Genomic DNA, 17,632 nt, shown 5'->3' with positions numbered 1-17,632 from the left:
GTCACGTCGCCGCCCCCGGCAGCCGGGCCACCTCGGCGGCGAGATGGCACCCGGTCGAGATGCCGCAGTCGAGCAGCTGGTCGAGTTGGTGCGGGGTGACCCCGCGCTCCAGGTCGGCGATGACCTCACCGCACACGCGGGCCCGGCCCTCGTCGTCGACGTGCACGAACGCCTTCGGCCAGAGCCGGTCGTGGTTCCACGAGTTGCAGAAGGCGTAGAGCTCCGGGACGCGCTCGATCGGGAACGTCGGTGCGACCATCGTGCGGATCTGGAGCAGCTCGCCGGCGTCGCCCAGCCGAAGGAACCAGATCAGGTTGTCGTCCCAGCGGCCGACCAGGTCGTCGTCGGAGTCCGGTGTGACGGCGTACCCCCGGGTGTCGAGGACCGCGGCGATCAGCGCGCCGGTCAGCGGTCGCAGCTGCCGCGGGTGCCCGGCCAGCGGGCCGTCCGGACCGTCCTCGATTCCCGGCGACGCCATCGGGCATCCCTTCTGAGGCAGATATCACGGCATGTGGCGGAGTCCGTGCTGCGACGCGCGGACACGACCCGGAAAAGCGGCGATCTGCCGGGTCGCGCCGTTACGGTGATGCTATGGCGGGCCGTACCTCTCAGGCGAGCCGGCGGCGCGGCGCGTCGCCGCGCGGCGCGACGAACAGCCGCGCCCGCCAACCGGCGAAGAAGACCCGCGCGCCGGTCCGCCGACGGACCAGGGCGGCCCGCCCGGGCCCCGCCGTCTACGTCGGACGCGCGGTCGGTGCCCTGTGGATGGGCCTGGCGCACAGCGTCGGCTGGGCGTTCCGGGCGGCCGGCCGGCAGGCCGCGACGGCCCGCGACCTGGACCCGGAGCACCGCCGCGACGGCGCCGGCCTGCTGCTGTTCGGGCTGGCCCTGCTCAGCGCGGCGGGGATCTGGTTCTCCGCCGCCGGCCCGGTCGGTGCGCGGCTGACCGACACGGTCCGGCTCTTCCTCGGCGCGATCTCCGTCGTGGTGCCGGTGCTGCTGATGATCGGCGCGTGGCGGCTCATGCGTCAGCCGGGGGATCCGGAGCACCGCGGTCGCGGGCTGGTCGGCTGGGGGTCGATGCTGATCGCGACCGCCGCGATGCTGCACATCGGCCAGCACCCGGTCGATCCCGCGCAGCGCGACTTCGCCGGCGGTCTGGTCGGCGCCGGCGTCGGCAGCCTGCTGGAGCGGGCGGTCACCGCCTGGGTCGCCGTGCCGCTGCTCGTCCTGCTGCTGGTCTTCGGCCTGCTGGTGGTCACCGCGACGCCGATCAACAAGGTCCCGGAGCGGCTCGGCCTGCTGGCCGGCACCCTGGTCGCCCCGCCGTCCACGGGGGACGCCGAGGAGACCGCGGCCAAGCCGGCGCGCAAGCGGCCGGTGAAGCGGATGCCGCCCCCGCTCGACCCCGACGACTTCGACGACGACCTGGAGGGCGCCGACCTCCAGGAGACCCTGGTGCTGCCCCGCAAGTCGCCGGGCAAGGTCCCGGCCAGCCGCCGGCCGGTCGAGCCGCCGGAGCACTCGCCCGCGCCGACCCGGGCCGAGCAGCTCGCGTTGACCGGCCTGGCCGGCGACTACACCCTGCCGCCGGCCAACATGCTGAGCAGCGGCGTGGCGCCGAAGACCCGGAGCAAGGCGAACGACGAGGTGATCGCCGCGCTGACCGGGGTGTTCGAGCAGTTCGACGTGGACGCCGCGGTCACCGGGTTCACCCGCGGGCCGACGGTCACCCGCTACGAGGTCGAGCTGGGCCCGGGCGTCAAGGTCGAGCGGATCACCCAGCTGTCCCGCAACATCGCGTACGCGGTGAAGTCGCCGGACGTGCGGATCCTCAGCCCGATCCCGGGCAAGAGCGCGGTCGGCGTGGAGATCCCGAACACCGACCCGGAGAACGTCGCGCTCGGCGACGTGCTGCGCTCCCGGGTCGCCACCAGCGATCACCACCCGATGGTCGTGGCGCTCGGCAAGGACATCGAGGGCGGCTACGTGGTGGCCAACCTGGCCAAGATGCCGCACATCCTGATCGCGGGCGCCACCGGTGCCGGCAAGTCGAGCTGCCTCAACACCCTGCTGGTGTCGATCCTCACCCGGGCCACCCCGGACGAGGTGCGGCTGCTGCTGATCGACCCGAAGCGGGTCGAGATGACCGGCTACGAGGGCATCCCGCACCTGGTCACCCCGATCGTGACCAACGCCAAGAAGGCGGCCGACTCCCTGGAGTGGGTCGTCCGCGAGATGGACATGCGCTACGACGACCTCGCCGCGAACGGGGTCCGACACATCGACGACTTCAACCGCAAGGTCCGCAACGGCGAGATCAAGGCGCCGCCGGGCAGCGAGCGGGAGATGCGGCCGTACCCGTACCTGCTGGTGATCGTCGACGAGCTGGCCGACCTGATGATGGTGGCGCCGCGCGACGTGGAGGACTCGGTCGTCCGGATCACCCAGCTCGCCCGGGCCGCGGGCATCCACCTGGTGCTCGCCACCCAGCGCCCCTCGGTCGACGTGGTGACCGGTCTGATCAAGGCGAACGTCCCGTCCCGGTTGGCCTTCGCCACCTCGTCGCTGGCCGATTCCCGGGTCATCCTCGACCAGCCGGGCGCGGAGAAGCTGCTCGGCCGCGGTGACGGCCTGTTCCTGCCGATGGGCGCCTCGAAGCCGATCCGGATCCAGGGCGCCTGGGTCACCGAGCGCGAGATCGCCGACGTGGTCAAGTTCTGCAAGGACCAGCGCGAGCCGGAGTTCCGGTCGGACGTGTTGGCCCCGGCGCAGGACAGCAAGAAGAAGATCGACGAGGACATCGGCGACGACCTCGACCTGCTGGTCCAGGCCGTCGAGCTGGTGGTCACCTCGCAGTTCGGCTCGACGTCGATGCTCCAGCGCAAGCTGCGGGTGGGCTTCGCCAAGGCCGGCCGGCTGATGGACCTCATGGAGACGCGGGGCGTGGTCGGGCCGTCCGAGGGCTCCAAGGCCCGCGACGTGCTGGTCAAGCCCGACGAGCTGGAGGAGGTCCTGGTCGGCCTCCGTGGTGGCGATGACTGACGCCGGGCCGCTGGCCGAGGAGCTGTTCCCCATCCTCACCACCACGGACCTGCCCGCCGCGCTGCGCTTCTACCGGGACCTGCTCGGCGGCACCGTCACCTACCGGTACCCGGAGACGGGTGCGCCGGTGTACGTCTCGCTGCGGCTCGGCAGCGGCCATCTCGGCGTCGGCCAGGAGGACGGGTCGGCGCACCGGGTGAACGACCGGATCAGCCTCTGGGTGTATGTGGCCGACTGCGCGGCGGCGGTCGAGCGGCTGCGGGCGGCCGACGTGCCCGTGCTGGCCGAGCCGGCCACGCAGCCGTGGGGCGAACGGATGGCGGAGGTGCTCGACCCGGACGGCAACCGCGTGATGGTGGCCGACCGCGGCTGACCGCGGAGCGCGCGGGCGGTGACCGCCGCCCCGGGCCGCGACGGTCCGCCGGATGCGTGACGGGCTCGCCGGGCGCGACGGGCTCGCCGGGCACGCCGGGCACGCGACAGGGCCCGCCGGTGTGGGCGGGCCCCGGGAGCGGAGCGGGTCAGGAGCCGAGGACCGCGGCGGCGAGCACGAGTCCGAGGATCGCGCCGACCACGCTGGCCGCGGCCGCGTACCAGCCGAGCGGCTTGTCGCCGAGCACCGCGCCCACGATGCCGAGGACCACGCCGAGGATGCCGAAGAGCGGCGGGGCGATGAAGATCGCGATGACTGCGAAGACGAAGCCCAGGATGGTGCAGACACGGGCGGCGCTGCTGCGCGGACGGGCGGTGCTGGGAATGTCTGCCATGACGTCCTCCGTGGTGAGAGCCTTGACGGTCGCGGCCATCACTACCCACTCCGGACGTCCGGTACGCATCCGGGCCGATACCGGTCAGCCGTCCCCGGCCGGGACCGGTGGAAGACCTCCGGACCTCAGTGGAAGAACTTCAGGCCGACCACGCCGGTGATCACCAGCAGCAGGCACGCGATCCGGGGCAGGCTCGCCGACTCGTGCAACGCCACCATGCCCACGACGGCGGTGCCGACCGCGCCGATCCCGACCCACACCGCGTACCCGGTGCCGACCGGGATGTCGCGCAGCGCGTACGCCAGGCCACCCATGCTGAGCGCCAGCGTCACCGCGAACACCAGCGAGGGGAGGGGGCGGCTGAAGCCGGCGCTGCGGTCCAGGGCGATCGCCCACGCCGTCTCGAGCAGTCCGGAGAACACCAGCACGATCCAGGCCATCGTGGTCACCTCTGCGGGTAACGCCCGGACCACCGGGGCCGGGACGAGTCGATACGTCAGTCGGGGCGTCTTCACCTGACCGGGTACGCCCGCCGCTCGTCCGGGGTGGCCGACCGGGCCACCGAGACCGACGGTAGCACCGGCGTCGCCGGCTCGGCGCATGGTTGCCCGGCGTCGCCGGCTCGGCGGATGGTTGCCCGGCGCGGGCCGCGGTCGGGAGTGAAGCCGGCCACCGTCCGTTGACCTGAACCTCACTTCAGCTTGCAGTATTCGTTCATGACCCTGCTCTTCTCCGACCCGGAGGTGTCCGCCGCCCTGGACGCCGTCACCACGGTCGACGCCATGCGCGCCGCCCTGCTGGCCGCGTACGACGGCCGGCTGGTCGCCCCGCCCCGGGCCTCGGCGCCGCTGGGCGGGGGCCGGATGGTGTTGACCGCCGGGCACCTCACCGGCGAGTGGTACGGCTACCGGTCGTACGACACCTTCGGTCACCCGGAGTCCGAGCAGCTGGTGGTGCTGCACGACGGACGTACCGGCGCGGTGCGGGCGGTGGCGGTCGGCGAGGAGCTGGGGTCCCGGCGCACCGGCGGCCTGGGTGGGGCGGCGGTGGATGCGTTGGCCCGGCCGGACGCGGCGACGCTCGGCGTGATCGGCTCCGGGCGGCAGGCGTGGACCCAGGTGTGGGCCGCGGCCGCCGTGCGCCCGCTGCGGGAGGTGACCGTGTTCAGCCGGTCGGCCGCCCGCCGGGAGGCGTTCGCCGCCCGGGTCCGCGCCGAGCTGGACATCCCGGCCCGGGCCGTGGGCGAGGCGGGAACCGCGGCGGCCGGGCGCGACGTCGTGGTGCTCGCCACCACCAGCCCCACCCCGGTGCTGGACGCCGCCGATCTCGCCCCGGGCACGCACGTGAACACCGTCGGCTTCAAGCAGCGGGACCGCGCCGAGTTCGGGCCGGACCTGCTGGCCGTGGCCGACGTCCTGGCCACCGACTCGCCCGCCCAGGCGTGCGCGTACACCCCGCCGATGCTCGCCGCCGAGCCACCGTACGTCGATCGGCTGCGCGACCTGGGCGCGGTGCTGGCCGGGGCGGTCCCCGGCCGGACCGCCGCCGACCAGGTCTCGGTCTTCTGCTCGGTCGGTCTCGCCGGCACCGAGGTCTTCCTGCTCGACCGCCTCGTCCGGGTCGGCGCCGTGACCGTCAGCGGCGCGGCGACCGCCTGACCGCGGTCGCCCGCCGCCCCGGGATGTGAGCCGCCCTGCTCCGGTGGCCGCCGTGCGCGGCGCGTCCCGCGCGGCCCGGTACCCTCGGATGGTGTCTGCCACCTTCCCTGCCGAGGGCCGTCGTGTCGCCCTGCTGACCCTGGGCTGTGCCCGCAACGAGGTCGACTCGGAGGAGTTGGCCGCCCGGCTGCACGCCGAGGGCTGGCAGGTCACCACCGACGGCGAGGGCGCCGACGTGGTGGTGGTGAACACCTGCGGCTTCGTGGAGAAGGCCAAGCAGGACTCGATCCAGACGCTGCTCGCCGCCGCCGACACCGGCGCGAAGGTGGTCGCCGCCGGCTGCATGGCCGAGCGGTACGGCCGTGAGCTGGCCGACAGCCTGCCCGAGGCGCAGGCGGTGCTGAGCTTCGACGACTACCCGGACATCGCCGCCCGGCTGAACGCGGTGGTCGCCGGTGAGCAGGTCGCCGCGCACACCCCGCGCGACCGGCGGGAGTTGCTTCCGCTCACCCCGGTCTCCCGGCGGGCGGCCGCCGTGTCGCTGCCCGGCCACGCCACCCCGACCCGGTCGTCGGTCGAGACCGACGAGCACACCCCCGCGCACCTGCGGCAGGTGCTGCGCCGCCGGCTGGACACCGGTCCGGTCGCCTCGCTCAAGCTGGCCAGCGGCTGCGACCGCCGCTGCGCGTTCTGCGCCATCCCCGCCTTCCGCGGGGCGTTCGTCTCGCGTACGCCGGACGAGCTGCTCGCCGAGGCGGAGTGGCTGGCCAAGACCGGCGTCCGGGAGCTGGTGCTGGTCAGCGAGAACTCCACGTCGTACGGCAAGGATCTGGGCGACCCGCGGGCGTTGGAGAAGCTGCTGCCGCAGCTCGCCGCGGTGAGCGGCATCGTCCGGGTCCGGGCGAGCTACCTCCAGCCGGCCGAGACCCGGCCCGGCCTGGTCGAGGCGATCGCCACCACGCCCGGCGTGGCGCCGTACTTCGACCTGTCGTTCCAGCACTCCAGCGAGCCGGTGCTGCGCCGGATGCGGCGCTTCGGCTCCACCGACCGGTTCCTGGAGCTGCTGGCCGGCGCCCGGTCGCTCGCCCCCGGGGCGGGCGCGCGGAGCAACTTCATCGTCGGCTTCCCCGGCGAGACCCGCGCCGACGTCAACGAGCTGGTCCGGTTCCTGACCGAAGCCCGGCTCGACGCGATCGGCATGTTCGACTACAGCGACGAGGACGGCACCGAGGCCGCCGGCCTGCCGGGGAAAGTGTCCGCCGCGACGATCAAGCGCCGCTACGACCGGCTCAGCGCGCTCGCCGACGAGCTCTGCTCGCAGCGAGCCGAGGAGCGGCTCGGGTCGACCGTCGAGGTGCTGGTCGACTCGGTCGACAACGGCGTCGTCGAGGGTCGGGCGGCGCACCAGGCCCCCGAGGTGGACGGCTCGACCACGCTGGTCGCCCCGGAGGGCGGCGGGGTGGATCTGGCCGCGCTGCGCCCCGGTGACTTGGTACGCGCCACGGTGACCGGCACCGAAGGGGTGGATCTGCTCGCCGTGCCGGATGAGATGATCTCGGCGGCGCCCGGCGCGGCACGGTGACGGCGGGCCCGGACGGAGCGGGGAGGCCACGTGGTGGGGTACCGGGAACGCCACGGCGGGCCGAGCGGGGTGCGGCGGTGACCGGGGCCACCGAGTCGACGTCGGCGCGGGTGGTCGCCCGGGTGCCGTTGCTCAACGCGGCCAACGGACTGACCGCGCTGCGGCTGGTGCTGGTGCCGGTCTTCGGGGCCACCGTGGTCGCCTCGGCGATGACGCACGCCGGCTGGCGCATGGCGGCCTGCCTGATCTTCGCCTTCGCCTCGGTGACCGACCTGGTCGACGGCTGGATCGCGCGCCGGTTCGGGCTGGTCACGTCCCTCGGCAAGGTCGCCGACCCGATCGCCGACAAGGCGCTCACCGGCGCCGCCCTGGTGCTGCTTTCGTGGTACGACCGCCTGCCCTGGTGGGTGACCGCGCTCATCCTCGTCCGCGAGCTGGGCATCACCGGCCTGCGGTTCTGGGTGATCCGGCACGGCGTGATCGCGGCCAGCCGCGGCGGCAAGATCAAGACCGCGCTGCAGATCCTCGCCATCGCCTGGTATCTCTGGCCGATGCCGGACGCCCTCGCGCCGGTCGGCCCGTGGATCATGGGCGCCGCGGTGGTGGTGACGGTGGTCACCGGCTTCGATTACGTGGCCCAGGCCCTCCGCCTCCGCCGCCCCACCCCCTGACCCACCCCTCCCAAGCCCGCGCTGTCGATCATGCAGTTGTGGTGCCCGGTTGTTGGTGATATGCACCTTCTGAAACCCACCACAACTGCTTGATCGACGGAGCGGGGCGGGGTGGGGGCACGGGGGTCGGCGGGGGAAGGATGGGGGCATGGAGCGCGAGAGCGACGCGAGCGGAGAGCGGCCGGTCGGCAGCCCGGCGGCGGGAGTCGTGCACAGCCTGGCGCAGCGGCACGAGACGCTGGCCACCGTCGAGTCGCTCACCGGCGGGCTGCTCTCCGCCGGGATCGTGGAGATCGCCGGGGTGAGCGGCGTCTACCGCGGCGGCCTGGTGGTCTACGCCACCGAGCTGAAGGCCGAACTGGCCGGCGTGCCGGCGACGTTGCTGGCCGAACGCGGCCCGGTCGACCCGGACGTCGCGGTGGCGCTGGCCGAGGGCGGCCGGCGGCGGTGCGGGGCCGACTGGGGCCTGGCCACCACCGGGGTCGCCGGCCCGGAGCCGCAGGACGGCAAGCCGGTCGGGCTGGTCTACGTGGCGGCGGCCGGGCCGGGTGGGACCACCGTGCGGGAGCTCGGCCTCGACGGCGGGCGGGACCACGTCCGCGCCGCCGCGGTGATCGAGGCGCTGCGGCTGCTGGCCGAGCGGATCCACGAGGCGGACGCGGCCGACGCGGATCGGGCCGCCGCCGATGCCACCACCGGGGCCGCCGGCGCCGCTGTCGGGCGGCCCTGAGCCCGGACATCGCTGATCCACTCCGCTTCGCCGACATGCGGGTGTCCCGGTGCGGTGGTTGCCGCCAGGTCGGTGACCTGGTGTTGATCATCGATTCGGGCCGGTCGGTGACCCCGGCCGGCGCGGCGCCGGGCCGGTTCGGTGGCGACGACGGCGCGGCGGCGCGGCGATCGGGCGGATCCGACGGGCGGGGCGGGATGTCGTCGGGGCCGGCAACGGGTACGGTTGCGGGAAGGCTCCGGCGCTCGGGGCCGGCGCGGTCCGCCGCGTCCGGCCGGATGACCGTCGGAGGGAGTTCGGCCCTCAGGGGGAGGTGCGATGGTCCTGCTACGCCGCGTGATCGGCGACGCACTGCGGACGCGCCGGCAGGGGCAGCACCGCACCCTGCGCGAGGTCTCCTCCGCCGCGAACGTCAGCCTCGGCTACCTCTCCGAGATCGAGCGCGGCCAGAAGGAGCCGTCCAGCGAGTTGCTGGCGGCGATCTGCGACGCGCTCGGCGCCCGCCTGTCGGAGCTGCTCCGCGAGGTCAGCGACACCGTCGCGCTCGCCGAGCAGATGCCGAACGTGCTGGTCCCGGTCCAGGACGAGCCGGCCGAGCCGGCCACGGTGCCGGCCGCCCCCGCGGCCAAGGCCACCGGCCGGGGCGTGCGTCAGGTCACCTCGGACGGCACGGTCGCCGTCTCGGTCCGCCAGGACTCGCCGCTCAAGGCGACCCTGCGCAGCACCCGGGTCCGCCCCGCGGAGCGCGACCGCGACGTGGTCTGCGCCGCCTGACCCCTTCCCGGGCTTGGTCCATGGCCCGGCTCGCCCCGCCCGCGTAGGGTTGATCGCAGACGGTGTCGGCCCCCGCTCGTCCGGTACGAGTGCCGGTCTGGCGTCCGGCTGGGACGATGGAGGGGCCGTGTCGGCGGCCGGTCGTCCCGCCCGGTGACCGTCGAGGCGGAGCGGCGCGACTGAGGGGATACCGCGGAGATGGCGAACCCGTTCGTCAAGGGGTGGAAGTACCTGATGGCGCTGTTCGGCGCCCGGATCGACGAGCACGCCGATCCCAAGGTCCAGATCCAGCAGGCCATCGAGGAGTCGCAGCGCCAGCACCAGGCGCTCGTCCAGCAGGCCGCCGCGGTGATCGGCAACCAGCGGCAGCTGGAGATGAAGCTCTCCCGGCAGATGTCCGAGGTCGAGCGCCTCCAGGCCAACGCCCGGCAGGCGCTCGTCCTGGCCGACCAGGCCCGGGCCCGGGGCGACGAGGCCGAGGCCGGGCGTTACGAGCAGTCGGCGCAGACCCTGGCCACCCAGCTGGTCTCCGCCGAGCAGGCCACCGAGGACCTGAAGACCCTGCACGACCAGTCGCTCGGCGCCGCGGCGCAGGCCCGCCGGGCGGTGGAGAACAACTCGATGATCCTCCAGCAGCGGCTGGCCGAGCGCACCAAGCTGCTCAGCCAGCTGGAGCAGGCCAAGATGCAGGAGAGCGTGGCCCGCTCGCTGGAGTCGATGTCGGCGCTGACCGCCCCCGGCACCACCCCCTCGCTGGACGAGGTGCGGGACCGGATCGAGCGGCGCTACGCGAACGCGATGGGGCGCGCCGAGCTGGCCAGCAACTCGACCGAGGGGCGCATGCTGGAGATCCAGAAGGCGACGCTCGACTCGGCCGGCTCGGCCCGGCTGGAGCAGATCCGGGCCAGCATGGCCGGTGAGCAGCTCGGGGCCCAGCAGCGGGCGGGCGTGGAGCAGCGGACGGGCGCGGAGCAGGCCGCGCCGGCCGGGCCGGCCACGGATCCGGCCGCCGCGGCCCGGCTCGACGAGATCCGGGCCAGCATGGCCCGGGAGCGGGGCACCGGGGACACCACCGCCGCCGGCTGAGCGGCCGGTCCGAGGAGGTCAGGGGTGGCAGACGAGCGCACGCGGTACTTCCGGCGGCTTTCCTGGCTGCGCCGGTCCGCCCGCCGGTGGAGCGTGCTGGCCGGCGGGCTCGGCGGCGCGGCGGCCGTGCTGACGCCGTACGCCGGGCTCGGGCTGCCCGACGCGGCCTGGGCCGGCGCCGCGGGCAGCGCGGCGATGCTCGCCGCCTGGCGCTGGATCGACCTGCGGGCGCTGGCGGCCCAGCCGGCGCCGCCGGCGCTCGACCCGGCCGAGGCCGCCGCCCGGTCCCGGGCCCGGCTGGTCGCCGCGGTCGAGCGGTTGCCCGCCGGTCCCGGCGTGGTGGCCGAGGTCCGTCGGGTCCGTGCCCGGGTCGCCCTGCGCGGCACCAGCGCGGCCGAGCCGTGGTCCCGGCTGGACCGGGCGGCGCTCACCCTGGCCGGCATGGGCAATCGGCTGACCGGGCTGGCCGAGCCGGCCGTGCGGGAGGCGGCCTCGGCGGACCGGTCGCTGCGGGATCTCGCCCACCGGGTGGCGAGCGTCGAGCGTGCCCTGCGGCTCGCGCCGGTCGACGCCCGGCCGCCGCTGGCCGACGCGCACCGGGTGCTGGCCGAGCAGTTGGAGGGTGGTGTCGCCGCGTACGAGCGGCTGGTGGTGGCCGCCGCCGGCTACGTGGCGGAGGACGCCCGGCCGGACGCCGCCCACCCGGCCGCGTCCCGGTTGACCGAGGCGACCGACCTGCTGCACGGCGTGGCCGCGGCGCTGGCCGAGCTCCGCGCCGTCGGCGACCCCCTCCGCGCCCCCACCCGCTGACCCGACGCCACCGCCCCGCCGCGGTGGCCGAGCGCCGCCCGTCACGGCGGGGTGTCGACCGCGACGGGGACGGTGAACGGGGAGCTGCCGACCACGTTGAACGCCCGGATCCGGTAGTGGTACGTCAGGCCGCGAACCAACCCGCTGTTGGTGAAGCCGCGCCCGGTCACCGTGAAGGTGGCCACCTCGCGGCTGAACGCCGGATCGAGGGCGCGCTGGACGATGAAGCCGGCGCCCGGCCCGGCCGCCGTGCCCGCCCAGCCCAGGATCACCGTCGCGGTGTCCGGTCCGGGCGCGCTCGCGGTCACCGCCACCGACGTCGGCGTCGCCGGAGCGGGCGGGGTGGCCACCGTGGCAACGGTCGACCAGGGTGAGGCGGCCCCCAGATAGGTGGTCCGCACCCGGTAGTAGTACGTGGTGTCCGGCGCGACGGCGGCGTCCAGGTGGTTGTCGCCCACGCCGATCGCGGTCGTGCCCGGGCCGCTCGTGAAGGTGGGATTGGTCGCCCGCTGCACGTCGATCCCGGTGGCGAAGGAGCGGTTCGACCAGCGCAGCGCGACCCGCAGCGGTGCGGCCGGCGGGACGGCCGCGGTCAGCGCGGCGGGCGCCGTGAGCTGCACCGACGCGGGCACGCTGTTCGACCAGGACGAGCAGCTGACCGCGTTCTCGGCCCGGATCCGGTAGTGGTAGGTGATCCCGGGAGTGACCGTGGCATCGGTGTACCGGGTCGCCGTGGCGGCCACGGTGATCGCGGTGAGCCCGGTGGTGAAGGTCGAGTCGGTGGCGCGTTGCAAAAGGTGGCTGGTGGCCGGTGGGCGACCGCCGTTGCCGGTCCACGCGAGCGCGATCGCCGGCAGCGCGGTGGCCGAGCCCGGGGCCGGGGTGGCGGTCAGCCCGGTCGGCGCCTTGGGGGACACCCGCAGCACCAGCGGGCGGCTCATCCCCAGGTCGCGGTGGCCGGCGAGCTGGCTGTGCCAGCGGTACTCCCAGCCGAGGTTCACCAGTTGGTTCACCACCAGCGCGGGCCGGCCGTCGACCGGGCTGACCGGCGTCGAACCGGTCCGGGTGCCGGCCGGTCGGGTCGGGTCGAGCAGCCGGACGCTGTCGCCGATCTTGAACGGCAGGACCGGGGCGACCGGGCGCAGCGCCACGATCACGTCCTCGCGGGGGTTGACCCGGACGACCTCCTTCCAGCCCAGCTCGCCGCCGTCGGGGGGCCGGATCGTGCCGTCCCAGCCGACCCGGTTGACCACCTGGAGGTCGCAGCCGTCGAGGCGAAGCGCCTCGGTCTGCCGGGTGTCGCCCACGATCCGCCAGACCTGGGTGCCGTCCGCCGGCGCGCCGATGGGCACCGCCGGGTCGGCGGCGAACAGGATCTCGGTGGCCGGGTCGGTGGCGCCGAGCGGCAACGAGGCGGGGGAGAGCGGGCCGACGTGCGGGTGCGCGACGCCGAGCCGGCCGGTCAGCCGGCCGTACCCGGGTTCGAAGACCTGCTGCACGGCCTTGACCGTGACCGGCACGGTGACCGGGGCGGCGCCGCCGGCCGGGGTGAACGTGACCGTGGTGGCGTGCACCGGCACCACGGTCTCCCCGGGCGTCCGGGTGCCGATGGCCGGGTCGTACGCCGGCTGCGGCACGATCGGCGGACGCTGGCTGGCCGCGTAGGCCCGGGGCAGCCGTTCGCGGAGCCGGTCCAGGTCGTACGGGGGCGCCGGGGTGCCGCTGACCCGGAACTGGAGCAGGGTGCGGGTGTTCGGGCCGTAGCCGGGACGGGTGGCGGGTGGGCCGCCCTCGGCGGTCCGGTCCGGGGCGCCGGTGTGGTGGTCGTAGCGCGGGTCGAAGCCGGGCAGCGGGGCGGGGCAGTCGTTGTAGAGGATCAGGGTGCCGCCCGCCGGCACGGCGGAGAAGTCCACCACCACGTCGGCCCGCTCGCCCGGAGCGAGCAGGAGCGCGTGCCCGTCGACGTTGAGCACGGTCGGGTCCCGCCGGTCGTACCGGTAGCCGATCGGCCGGTTCGGGATCACCACCGGCGCGGGCAGCAGTCCGCCGTCGTTGCCGATCTGGATCAGCTCGGGCCCGGCGGCGCGCGGGTCCGGCACGCCACCGTCGCGCCCGTCGACGGGCCAGTCCGCCGGGTGCCCCGGCGCCCGGACCGCCGGCACCGTCGGCACCTCGCCGGCGTCGGCGTCGAGCAGATCGCCCTCGTCGCCCCACATCGGACCGTCCGACGCGGCCCGGTAGAGCTGCAGGTTGAGGCTGCGGTCCAGGCACGCGTTGAGGATCCGGAACCGGTACGCCCGCGGCCGCACCTCCACGTACGGGTAGGCGATCCCGTTGACCAGCGGCGTGTCGCCGAACGCCTCGGGCACCGCGCTGGGGTGCGGCACCCCCGGCGTCAGGGGCGGCTCCTCGACGGCGGTGACCGGGTCGTGGTGCGGGTTGGGCACCGGCCCGGGTCCGGGATGTGCCGCCCCGGCCCCGTTCGGGCCGCCGGTGGCCGGGCGGCCGTCGAGGTCCGGGCCGCCGGCCGCCGCCGTACGCGACCACGGCCCGTAGTCCCAACGGCCGGTCGGGTTGACGCCACCGCTGCGGTACGGGTTCTGCCGGGGCTGGTAGACGTGCGGATGCCAGAGGTTGCCCCGCGCGCCCCAGCGGTCCCGGTCCCAGGTCGGGTCCTCACCGGCGAGCTGGGTGTCGTCCGGCACGAAGGTCTTGTCCTGGATCACCAGCGGCAGGTCGTCGCCCGGCAGCACCCCGTCGGCGACGAGCGGCTCCTCGGCCGGGTCGGTGAGCAGGTAGAGCGCGAGCTGCCCGGAGTAGACGGTCAGCCGGGCCAGGCCGAGGGTGTTGTCGTGGAACCACATCAGCCGGCCGCTCTGCTCGTTCGGGTAGTAGAGCGTGGTGGCGCCGGCACCCGGCGCCGGCATGTCGGGAACGTGGGTCAGCCCGACCCCCGTCGGGTACGGGGTTATCTCGCCGGCCGGGGTGACCCACTGCCACGGGTTGCCGGCGCTGATCCAGCCGGTCTGTGCCCCCGCCAGGTGCAGCACCGCCCGGTTCTGCGGGTACGGCGCCGGACCGTCCAGCGGACCGATACCCGCCCCCTCCACCGTCTCGTCGACCGGCAGGAAGAGTTCGCCGGACCGGCCGGTGGGGAGCTGGTTGATGAACTTGATCCGTACCGGGCGGCCACGCCGGGCCCGGATCAGCGGCCCGAGGTGCCAGGGCCGCCCCGGCGGCGCGACCGTGTTGTGCCCCGACGCGTCGGTGCCGAGGTTGAGCTGTCGGTAACCGCGCAGCCGGGTGGCCGGCAGGTCCCGGTGCAGCCGTTGGGCGTACTGCTGCAGGCCGATCTCGTAGTAGTCGCAGCCCGGATAGGTGATGGTGTCGGGCACCGCCACCGGCAGGTAGCCGCCCAGTTCGGTGCGGCCGAGCGGGCCGGGGCCGGGCAGGGCGTCGACGAACTTGCGTAGGCCGGTGCCGGCCAGCACCCGGCCGTCGGCGTCGCAGACCGGCAGCGGGCTGCGGGCGAAATTCGGTACCGGGCCGAAGCAGCGCGGGACGGCGGCCGGGTCGAGGCTCGCCGGCGCGGCGGGCACCTCTTCGGCGGTCCGGGCGGCCGGGACGGTCGCCGTCCGGTCGGCCTCGGCCGTTCGGCTGCTGCCGCCACGCGCCACGCGGTCGGTCCAGGTGGCCCGGAGTCTGCGGAACATCGCCATGGCTCTCCCCGGGATCGGGGCACGACCGCCGCCACCCCGGCGTGGCGACCCGGTCGGCCCGGCTCTGCTGACGATCGGTGAGCGTCCAACCGCAGCATGCGACGCCGACGGCCCGGTTAGGAATTACCCAATCGTCCGTATCTGGGCGGCGAGGGGGGTTGTTCCCCGGCCGGTCAGTCGGCCGGGCGTTCCGGCTGGCAGGCCGGGCACCAGTAGGTGACCCGCTCGCCCAGCTCCTCCTTGCGGATCGCGGTGCCGCAGCGGCGGCACGGTTGCGCGCGGCGCCCGTACACGTAGCTGGCCTGCCCGCGGTGCAGCGAGCCGGTGGTGCTCTGCGTCCAGCGCCCCCGGTTGGCGGCGAGCAGCTTCTGTGCGAGGGTCACCAGGCCGGCCAGGTCCGGTACCGCGCGCACCGGCGTCCACGGCGAGACGCCGCGCAGGAAGAGCACCTCGCACTTGTAGAGGTTGCCGACCCCGGCCAGGCTCCGCTGGTCGAGCAGCGCCTCGCCGATGGTGACGTCCGGTCGGGCGGCCAGCCGACGCGCCGCCTCGGCCGGGTCCCAGTCCGCGCCGAGCAGGTCCGGCCCGAGGTGACCGACCAGGCTCTCCTCCTCGGCGGTGGGCACGAGGGCGAGGTCGTGCAGGTGGTAGCCGACGGCCACCGCCCCGGGGCTGCGCAGCACCGCCCGGATCAGGTGGGCGGGCTTGCCGGCCCACCGCTCTCCCGGGGCGTACGCCCGCCAGGCGCCGTCCATCCGCAGGTGCGAGTGCAGGGTCCAGCGCCCACCGTCCTCCGGGCCGCCGTCGCGGCCGGCGGTCGCGCCCCCGGTGGGGTCGACCCGCTCGCCCCTTCGGCCGTCGTGACCCGCCGGGGCGGACAGCCGGAGCAGCAGGTGCTTACCGCGGCTGGCCGACTCGCGTACGGTCCACCCGCTCAGGTCGGTGGTGGCGAGCTGGGGCACCCGGAAGTCGCTGGCGGTCAGCGTCACGCCGGCCAGCGCGCGGTGCAGCACGCGGGCGGTGTTCCAGACGGTGTCGCCTTCGGGCATCCTCCCATCCTCCCTCCTCCGAACGACATTCGCATGTATCGCTATTTGTACCAAGGTTCCGCTTGATCTACCGATAAGGGCACGATCAGGGAGTTCTGAGGAGAATGCCCATGAGACAGCCTCGTTGTCGTATCCGGTCCACCATCCTCGCCGCCGCCCTGACCCTCGTCCTCACCGCCGCGCTGGTGCCCACCGCGGGCCCCGTACCGGCCGCACCGCTCCGCGGCACCACCCTTACCCTCGCTCCCGCCGCCGCTCCCGCCCTCGCCCCCGCCGCCGGTGAGCGATGGGACGCCGACCTGTCGGTCGTCGGCGCCGACGACGTCAACGTCCGGCGCACCGCGGCCGGGCTGCGGCTGCGCGACGCCCGTCCGAGCCCGGCCCGGGCGGGTCGCAGCCCGCACGGCGCGGTCGCCGACGGGATCCTCCTCACCGCGCCGCGCACCCTGGCCCGGCCGGCCACCCGGGTCCGGGCCGAGGTGTCCGCCCGGGTCGCCCGGGGCGCGAGCGTGGAGGCCCAGGTGCGCGGATGGCGGGCGAGCGGCTGGACCGAGTGGCGTGGCGCCGCCCCGGGGGCCGTCTTCGACCAGCCGGTCACCCGGGTGCAGACCCGGGTGGTGCTCACCGCCTCCGACCCGGCTGCCGCCACCGTCCGCGGGGTCCGGCTCACCGCCGACTCGCTGGCCGCGGTCACCGCCGCCAGCCCGGGCCTCACCTACCGCGTCTTCGCCACCCGGATCGGGCTGGTCGGCGAGGTGACCGCCAACGGGCGGACCATCCAGCCACGGGACCACTTCGTCGCGCTGCCGTCCCGGCGCGGGCTCGCCCCGCTCAACACCGGCGACTACACGGTCCGGGTGTGCACCACCACCGGCAGCCGTTGCGAGTACGCCCCGGTCTGGGACGTCGGACCGTGGAACACCCGGGACGACTACTGGAACCCGAGTGCCGTCCGGGAGAACTGGAAGGACCTGCCGCGGGGTCGTCCCGAGGCGCAGGCCGCCTACCAGAGCGGGTACAACGGCGGGCGGGACCAGTTCGGCCGTACGGTGCTTAATCCGGCCGGTATCGACCTGGCCGACGGGACCTTCTGGGACGGGCTGCTGCTCACCACGAACGCCTGGGTCGACGTGGCGTACCTGTGGACGGGCGCCGGGCCGCACGGGATCGTCGGTGACGGACCGCTCAACATCCGCGCCGGCGCGAGCACCGCGAACGCGGTCCGCGGGCTGGCCGCCCGCTACGCCAACGTGCCGATCCAGTGCTACGTGACCGGCCAGTCGATCAGCGGCCCGTTCCGCACGACCACCCGGTGGAACCGGCTGGCCACCGGGCAGTACGTCAGCCACGCGTACGTCTCGGCGGTCTACGGCGGCACGGTGCCGCCCTGCTGACCTCGCGGGCCGTCCGGGCCGGCCGCCCCGGACGGCCGCCGTCAGGGAATCTCGTCGCCGCGCGGCGCGCGGACCATGTCCTGGTAGCGCGGGTGGCTGGCGCCGTAGACGGCGAAGTTGAGTCGGGCGTGTGACAGGCTCAGGTCGCCGTTGGCGCCGCCGCGCACCGCGTCGGCGTCGGCGTCGGTCTGGCCGTCGTCAGTCCAGAAGCAGACCGGGCAGGTGCCGCCACCGGTCCGGGAGCCGCAGCAGGGACAGGCGACGGGAACCCAGTGCTCACCCACCGGGGCAGCATTCCACAGTCGAGTACCGGCCGCGACCCAGGCCCAGCGGCTGGTACGCGTCCA

The 17,632-nt window shown here is 75.0% G+C and carries 16 protein-coding genes and 1 riboswitch; of the genes, 10 read left to right on the top strand and 6 right to left on the bottom strand.

What is annotated here, in order from left to right:
• Nucleotide 1: 1 nt before the first annotated feature.
• On the bottom strand, nucleotides 2-478 hold the full coding sequence (locus tag O7603_RS13715; protein WP_281576094.1) for a YbjN domain-containing protein: 477 nt from the start codon (nucleotides 476-478) through the stop codon (nucleotides 2-4).
• Nucleotides 479-591: 113 nt separating this feature from the next.
• On the opposite strand from O7603_RS13715, the gene O7603_RS13710 reads away from it, so the two are divergent.
• A complete protein-coding gene (locus tag O7603_RS13710; RefSeq protein WP_281576093.1) occupies nucleotides 592-3,045 on the top strand; it encodes a DNA translocase FtsK in 2,454 nt (817 codons plus the stop codon).
• Entirely contained in the window at nucleotides 3,038-3,418 is a 381-nt protein-coding gene (locus O7603_RS13705) for a VOC family protein (RefSeq protein ID WP_281576092.1), read from the top strand. Before O7603_RS13710 ends, O7603_RS13705 begins: the two co-directional genes overlap by 8 nt.
• A 148-nt stretch (nucleotides 3,419-3,566) precedes the next feature.
• On the opposite strand, the gene O7603_RS13700 is transcribed toward O7603_RS13705, so the two are convergent.
• Nucleotides 3,567-3,812 carry a hypothetical protein gene (locus O7603_RS13700; RefSeq protein ID WP_281576091.1) on the bottom strand — a complete coding sequence of 82 codons (246 nt, stop codon included), beginning with the start codon at nucleotides 3,810-3,812 and terminating at the stop codon, nucleotides 3,567-3,569.
• Nucleotides 3,813-3,937: 125 nt separating this feature from the next.
• Nucleotides 3,938-4,252, bottom strand: coding sequence for an SMR family transporter (locus O7603_RS13695; RefSeq protein WP_281576090.1), 315 nt, complete (start codon nucleotides 4,250-4,252; stop codon nucleotides 3,938-3,940).
• A 59-nt stretch (nucleotides 4,253-4,311) separates the two neighbouring features.
• A riboswitch (guanidine-III (ykkC-III) riboswitch) is annotated at nucleotides 4,312-4,378 on the bottom strand.
• A gap of 150 nt (nucleotides 4,379-4,528) precedes the next feature.
• Between O7603_RS13695 and O7603_RS13690 the strand changes: the two genes are divergently transcribed.
• From O7603_RS13690 to O7603_RS13660, 7 genes are all read left to right on the top strand, one after another.
• Complete coding sequence (locus O7603_RS13690; RefSeq protein ID WP_281576089.1) at nucleotides 4,529-5,470, top strand: ornithine cyclodeaminase family protein; 942 nt, start codon at nucleotides 4,529-4,531, stop codon at nucleotides 5,468-5,470.
• 88 nt (nucleotides 5,471-5,558) lie between these two features.
• Entirely contained in the window at nucleotides 5,559-7,052 is a 1,494-nt protein-coding gene (rimO, locus tag O7603_RS13685; protein ID WP_281576088.1) for a 30S ribosomal protein S12 methylthiotransferase RimO, read from the top strand.
• Nucleotides 7,053-7,129: 77 nt separating this feature from the next.
• Nucleotides 7,130-7,723, top strand: a complete 594-nt coding sequence (pgsA, locus tag O7603_RS13680; RefSeq protein WP_281576087.1) for a CDP-diacylglycerol--glycerol-3-phosphate 3-phosphatidyltransferase — start codon at nucleotides 7,130-7,132, stop codon at nucleotides 7,721-7,723.
• Between the two features lie 148 nt (nucleotides 7,724-7,871).
• Entirely contained in the window at nucleotides 7,872-8,453 is a 582-nt protein-coding gene (locus O7603_RS13675) for a CinA family protein (protein ID WP_281576086.1), read from the top strand.
• A gap of 318 nt (nucleotides 8,454-8,771) precedes the next feature.
• Nucleotides 8,772-9,227 (top strand): helix-turn-helix transcriptional regulator, encoded by a 456-nt coding sequence (locus tag O7603_RS13670; protein ID WP_281576085.1) that lies wholly within the window; start codon nucleotides 8,772-8,774, stop codon nucleotides 9,225-9,227.
• Between the two features lie 198 nt (nucleotides 9,228-9,425).
• Nucleotides 9,426-10,313, top strand: a complete 888-nt coding sequence (locus tag O7603_RS13665) for a PspA/IM30 family protein (protein WP_281576084.1) — start codon at nucleotides 9,426-9,428, stop codon at nucleotides 10,311-10,313.
• A 24-nt stretch (nucleotides 10,314-10,337) separates the two neighbouring features.
• The gene (locus tag O7603_RS13660) at nucleotides 10,338-11,123 is read left to right on the top strand and encodes a hypothetical protein (RefSeq protein WP_281576083.1); all 786 of its coding nucleotides are present in this window, start codon (nucleotides 10,338-10,340) and stop codon (nucleotides 11,121-11,123) included.
• Between the two features lie 41 nt (nucleotides 11,124-11,164).
• On the opposite strand, the gene O7603_RS13655 is transcribed toward O7603_RS13660, so the two are convergent.
• Together O7603_RS13655 and O7603_RS13650 are read right to left on the bottom strand one after the other, a co-directional pair.
• A complete protein-coding gene (locus O7603_RS13655) occupies nucleotides 11,165-14,842 on the bottom strand; it encodes a hypothetical protein (RefSeq protein WP_281576082.1) in 3,678 nt (1,225 codons plus the stop codon).
• A 173-nt stretch (nucleotides 14,843-15,015) separates the two neighbouring features.
• Nucleotides 15,016-15,891: a zinc finger domain-containing protein gene (locus O7603_RS13650; protein WP_281576081.1), complete on the bottom strand. Its 876-nt coding sequence runs from the start codon at nucleotides 15,889-15,891 to the stop codon at nucleotides 15,016-15,018.
• Nucleotides 15,892-16,001: 110 nt separating this feature from the next.
• On the opposite strand from O7603_RS13650, the gene O7603_RS13645 reads away from it, so the two are divergent.
• Nucleotides 16,002-17,285 carry a hypothetical protein gene (locus tag O7603_RS13645; RefSeq protein WP_281576080.1) on the top strand — a complete coding sequence of 428 codons (1,284 nt, stop codon included), beginning with the start codon at nucleotides 16,002-16,004 and terminating at the stop codon, nucleotides 17,283-17,285.
• A 41-nt stretch (nucleotides 17,286-17,326) separates the two neighbouring features.
• Here the strand turns inward: O7603_RS13645 and O7603_RS13640 are convergent, their stop codons facing one another.
• Nucleotides 17,327-17,569: a CPCC family cysteine-rich protein gene (locus O7603_RS13640; protein ID WP_281576079.1), complete on the bottom strand. Its 243-nt coding sequence runs from the start codon at nucleotides 17,567-17,569 to the stop codon at nucleotides 17,327-17,329.
• Nucleotides 17,570-17,632 lie beyond the last annotated feature (63 nt).

This window comes from Micromonospora sp. WMMD812, assembly GCF_027497215.1.
Classification (GTDB): Bacteria; Actinomycetota; Actinomycetes; order Mycobacteriales; family Micromonosporaceae; genus Micromonospora.
Note: the sequence above shows the minus strand (reverse complement) of the source record. Positions and strands in the feature narration are given on the sequence as shown.

Excerpts from the sequence above, each read along its gene's own strand:
- O7603_RS13715 (WP_281576094.1), bottom strand. The coding sequence starts at position 478 with ATGGCGTCGCCGGGAATCGAGGACGGTCCGGACGGCCCGCTGGCCGGG.
- O7603_RS13710 (WP_281576093.1), top strand. The coding sequence starts at position 592 with ATGGCGGGCCGTACCTCTCAGGCGAGCCGGCGGCGCGGCGCGTCGCCG.
- O7603_RS13705 (WP_281576092.1), top strand. The coding sequence starts at position 3,038 with ATGACTGACGCCGGGCCGCTGGCCGAGGAGCTGTTCCCCATCCTCACC.
- O7603_RS13700 (WP_281576091.1), bottom strand. The coding sequence starts at position 3,812 with ATGGCAGACATTCCCAGCACCGCCCGTCCGCGCAGCAGCGCCGCCCGT.
- O7603_RS13695 (WP_281576090.1), bottom strand. The coding sequence starts at position 4,252 with ATGGCCTGGATCGTGCTGGTGTTCTCCGGACTGCTCGAGACGGCGTGG.
- O7603_RS13690 (WP_281576089.1), top strand. The coding sequence starts at position 4,529 with ATGACCCTGCTCTTCTCCGACCCGGAGGTGTCCGCCGCCCTGGACGCC.
- rimO (WP_281576088.1), top strand. The coding sequence starts at position 5,559 with ATGGTGTCTGCCACCTTCCCTGCCGAGGGCCGTCGTGTCGCCCTGCTG.
- O7603_RS13675 (WP_281576086.1), top strand. The coding sequence starts at position 7,872 with ATGGAGCGCGAGAGCGACGCGAGCGGAGAGCGGCCGGTCGGCAGCCCG.
- O7603_RS13670 (WP_281576085.1), top strand. The coding sequence starts at position 8,772 with ATGGTCCTGCTACGCCGCGTGATCGGCGACGCACTGCGGACGCGCCGG.
- O7603_RS13665 (WP_281576084.1), top strand. The coding sequence starts at position 9,426 with ATGGCGAACCCGTTCGTCAAGGGGTGGAAGTACCTGATGGCGCTGTTC.
- O7603_RS13655 (WP_281576082.1), bottom strand. The coding sequence starts at position 14,842 with ATGGCGATGTTCCGCAGACTCCGGGCCACCTGGACCGACCGCGTGGCG.
- O7603_RS13650 (WP_281576081.1), bottom strand. The coding sequence starts at position 15,891 with ATGCCCGAAGGCGACACCGTCTGGAACACCGCCCGCGTGCTGCACCGC.
- O7603_RS13645 (WP_281576080.1), top strand. The coding sequence starts at position 16,002 with ATGAGACAGCCTCGTTGTCGTATCCGGTCCACCATCCTCGCCGCCGCC.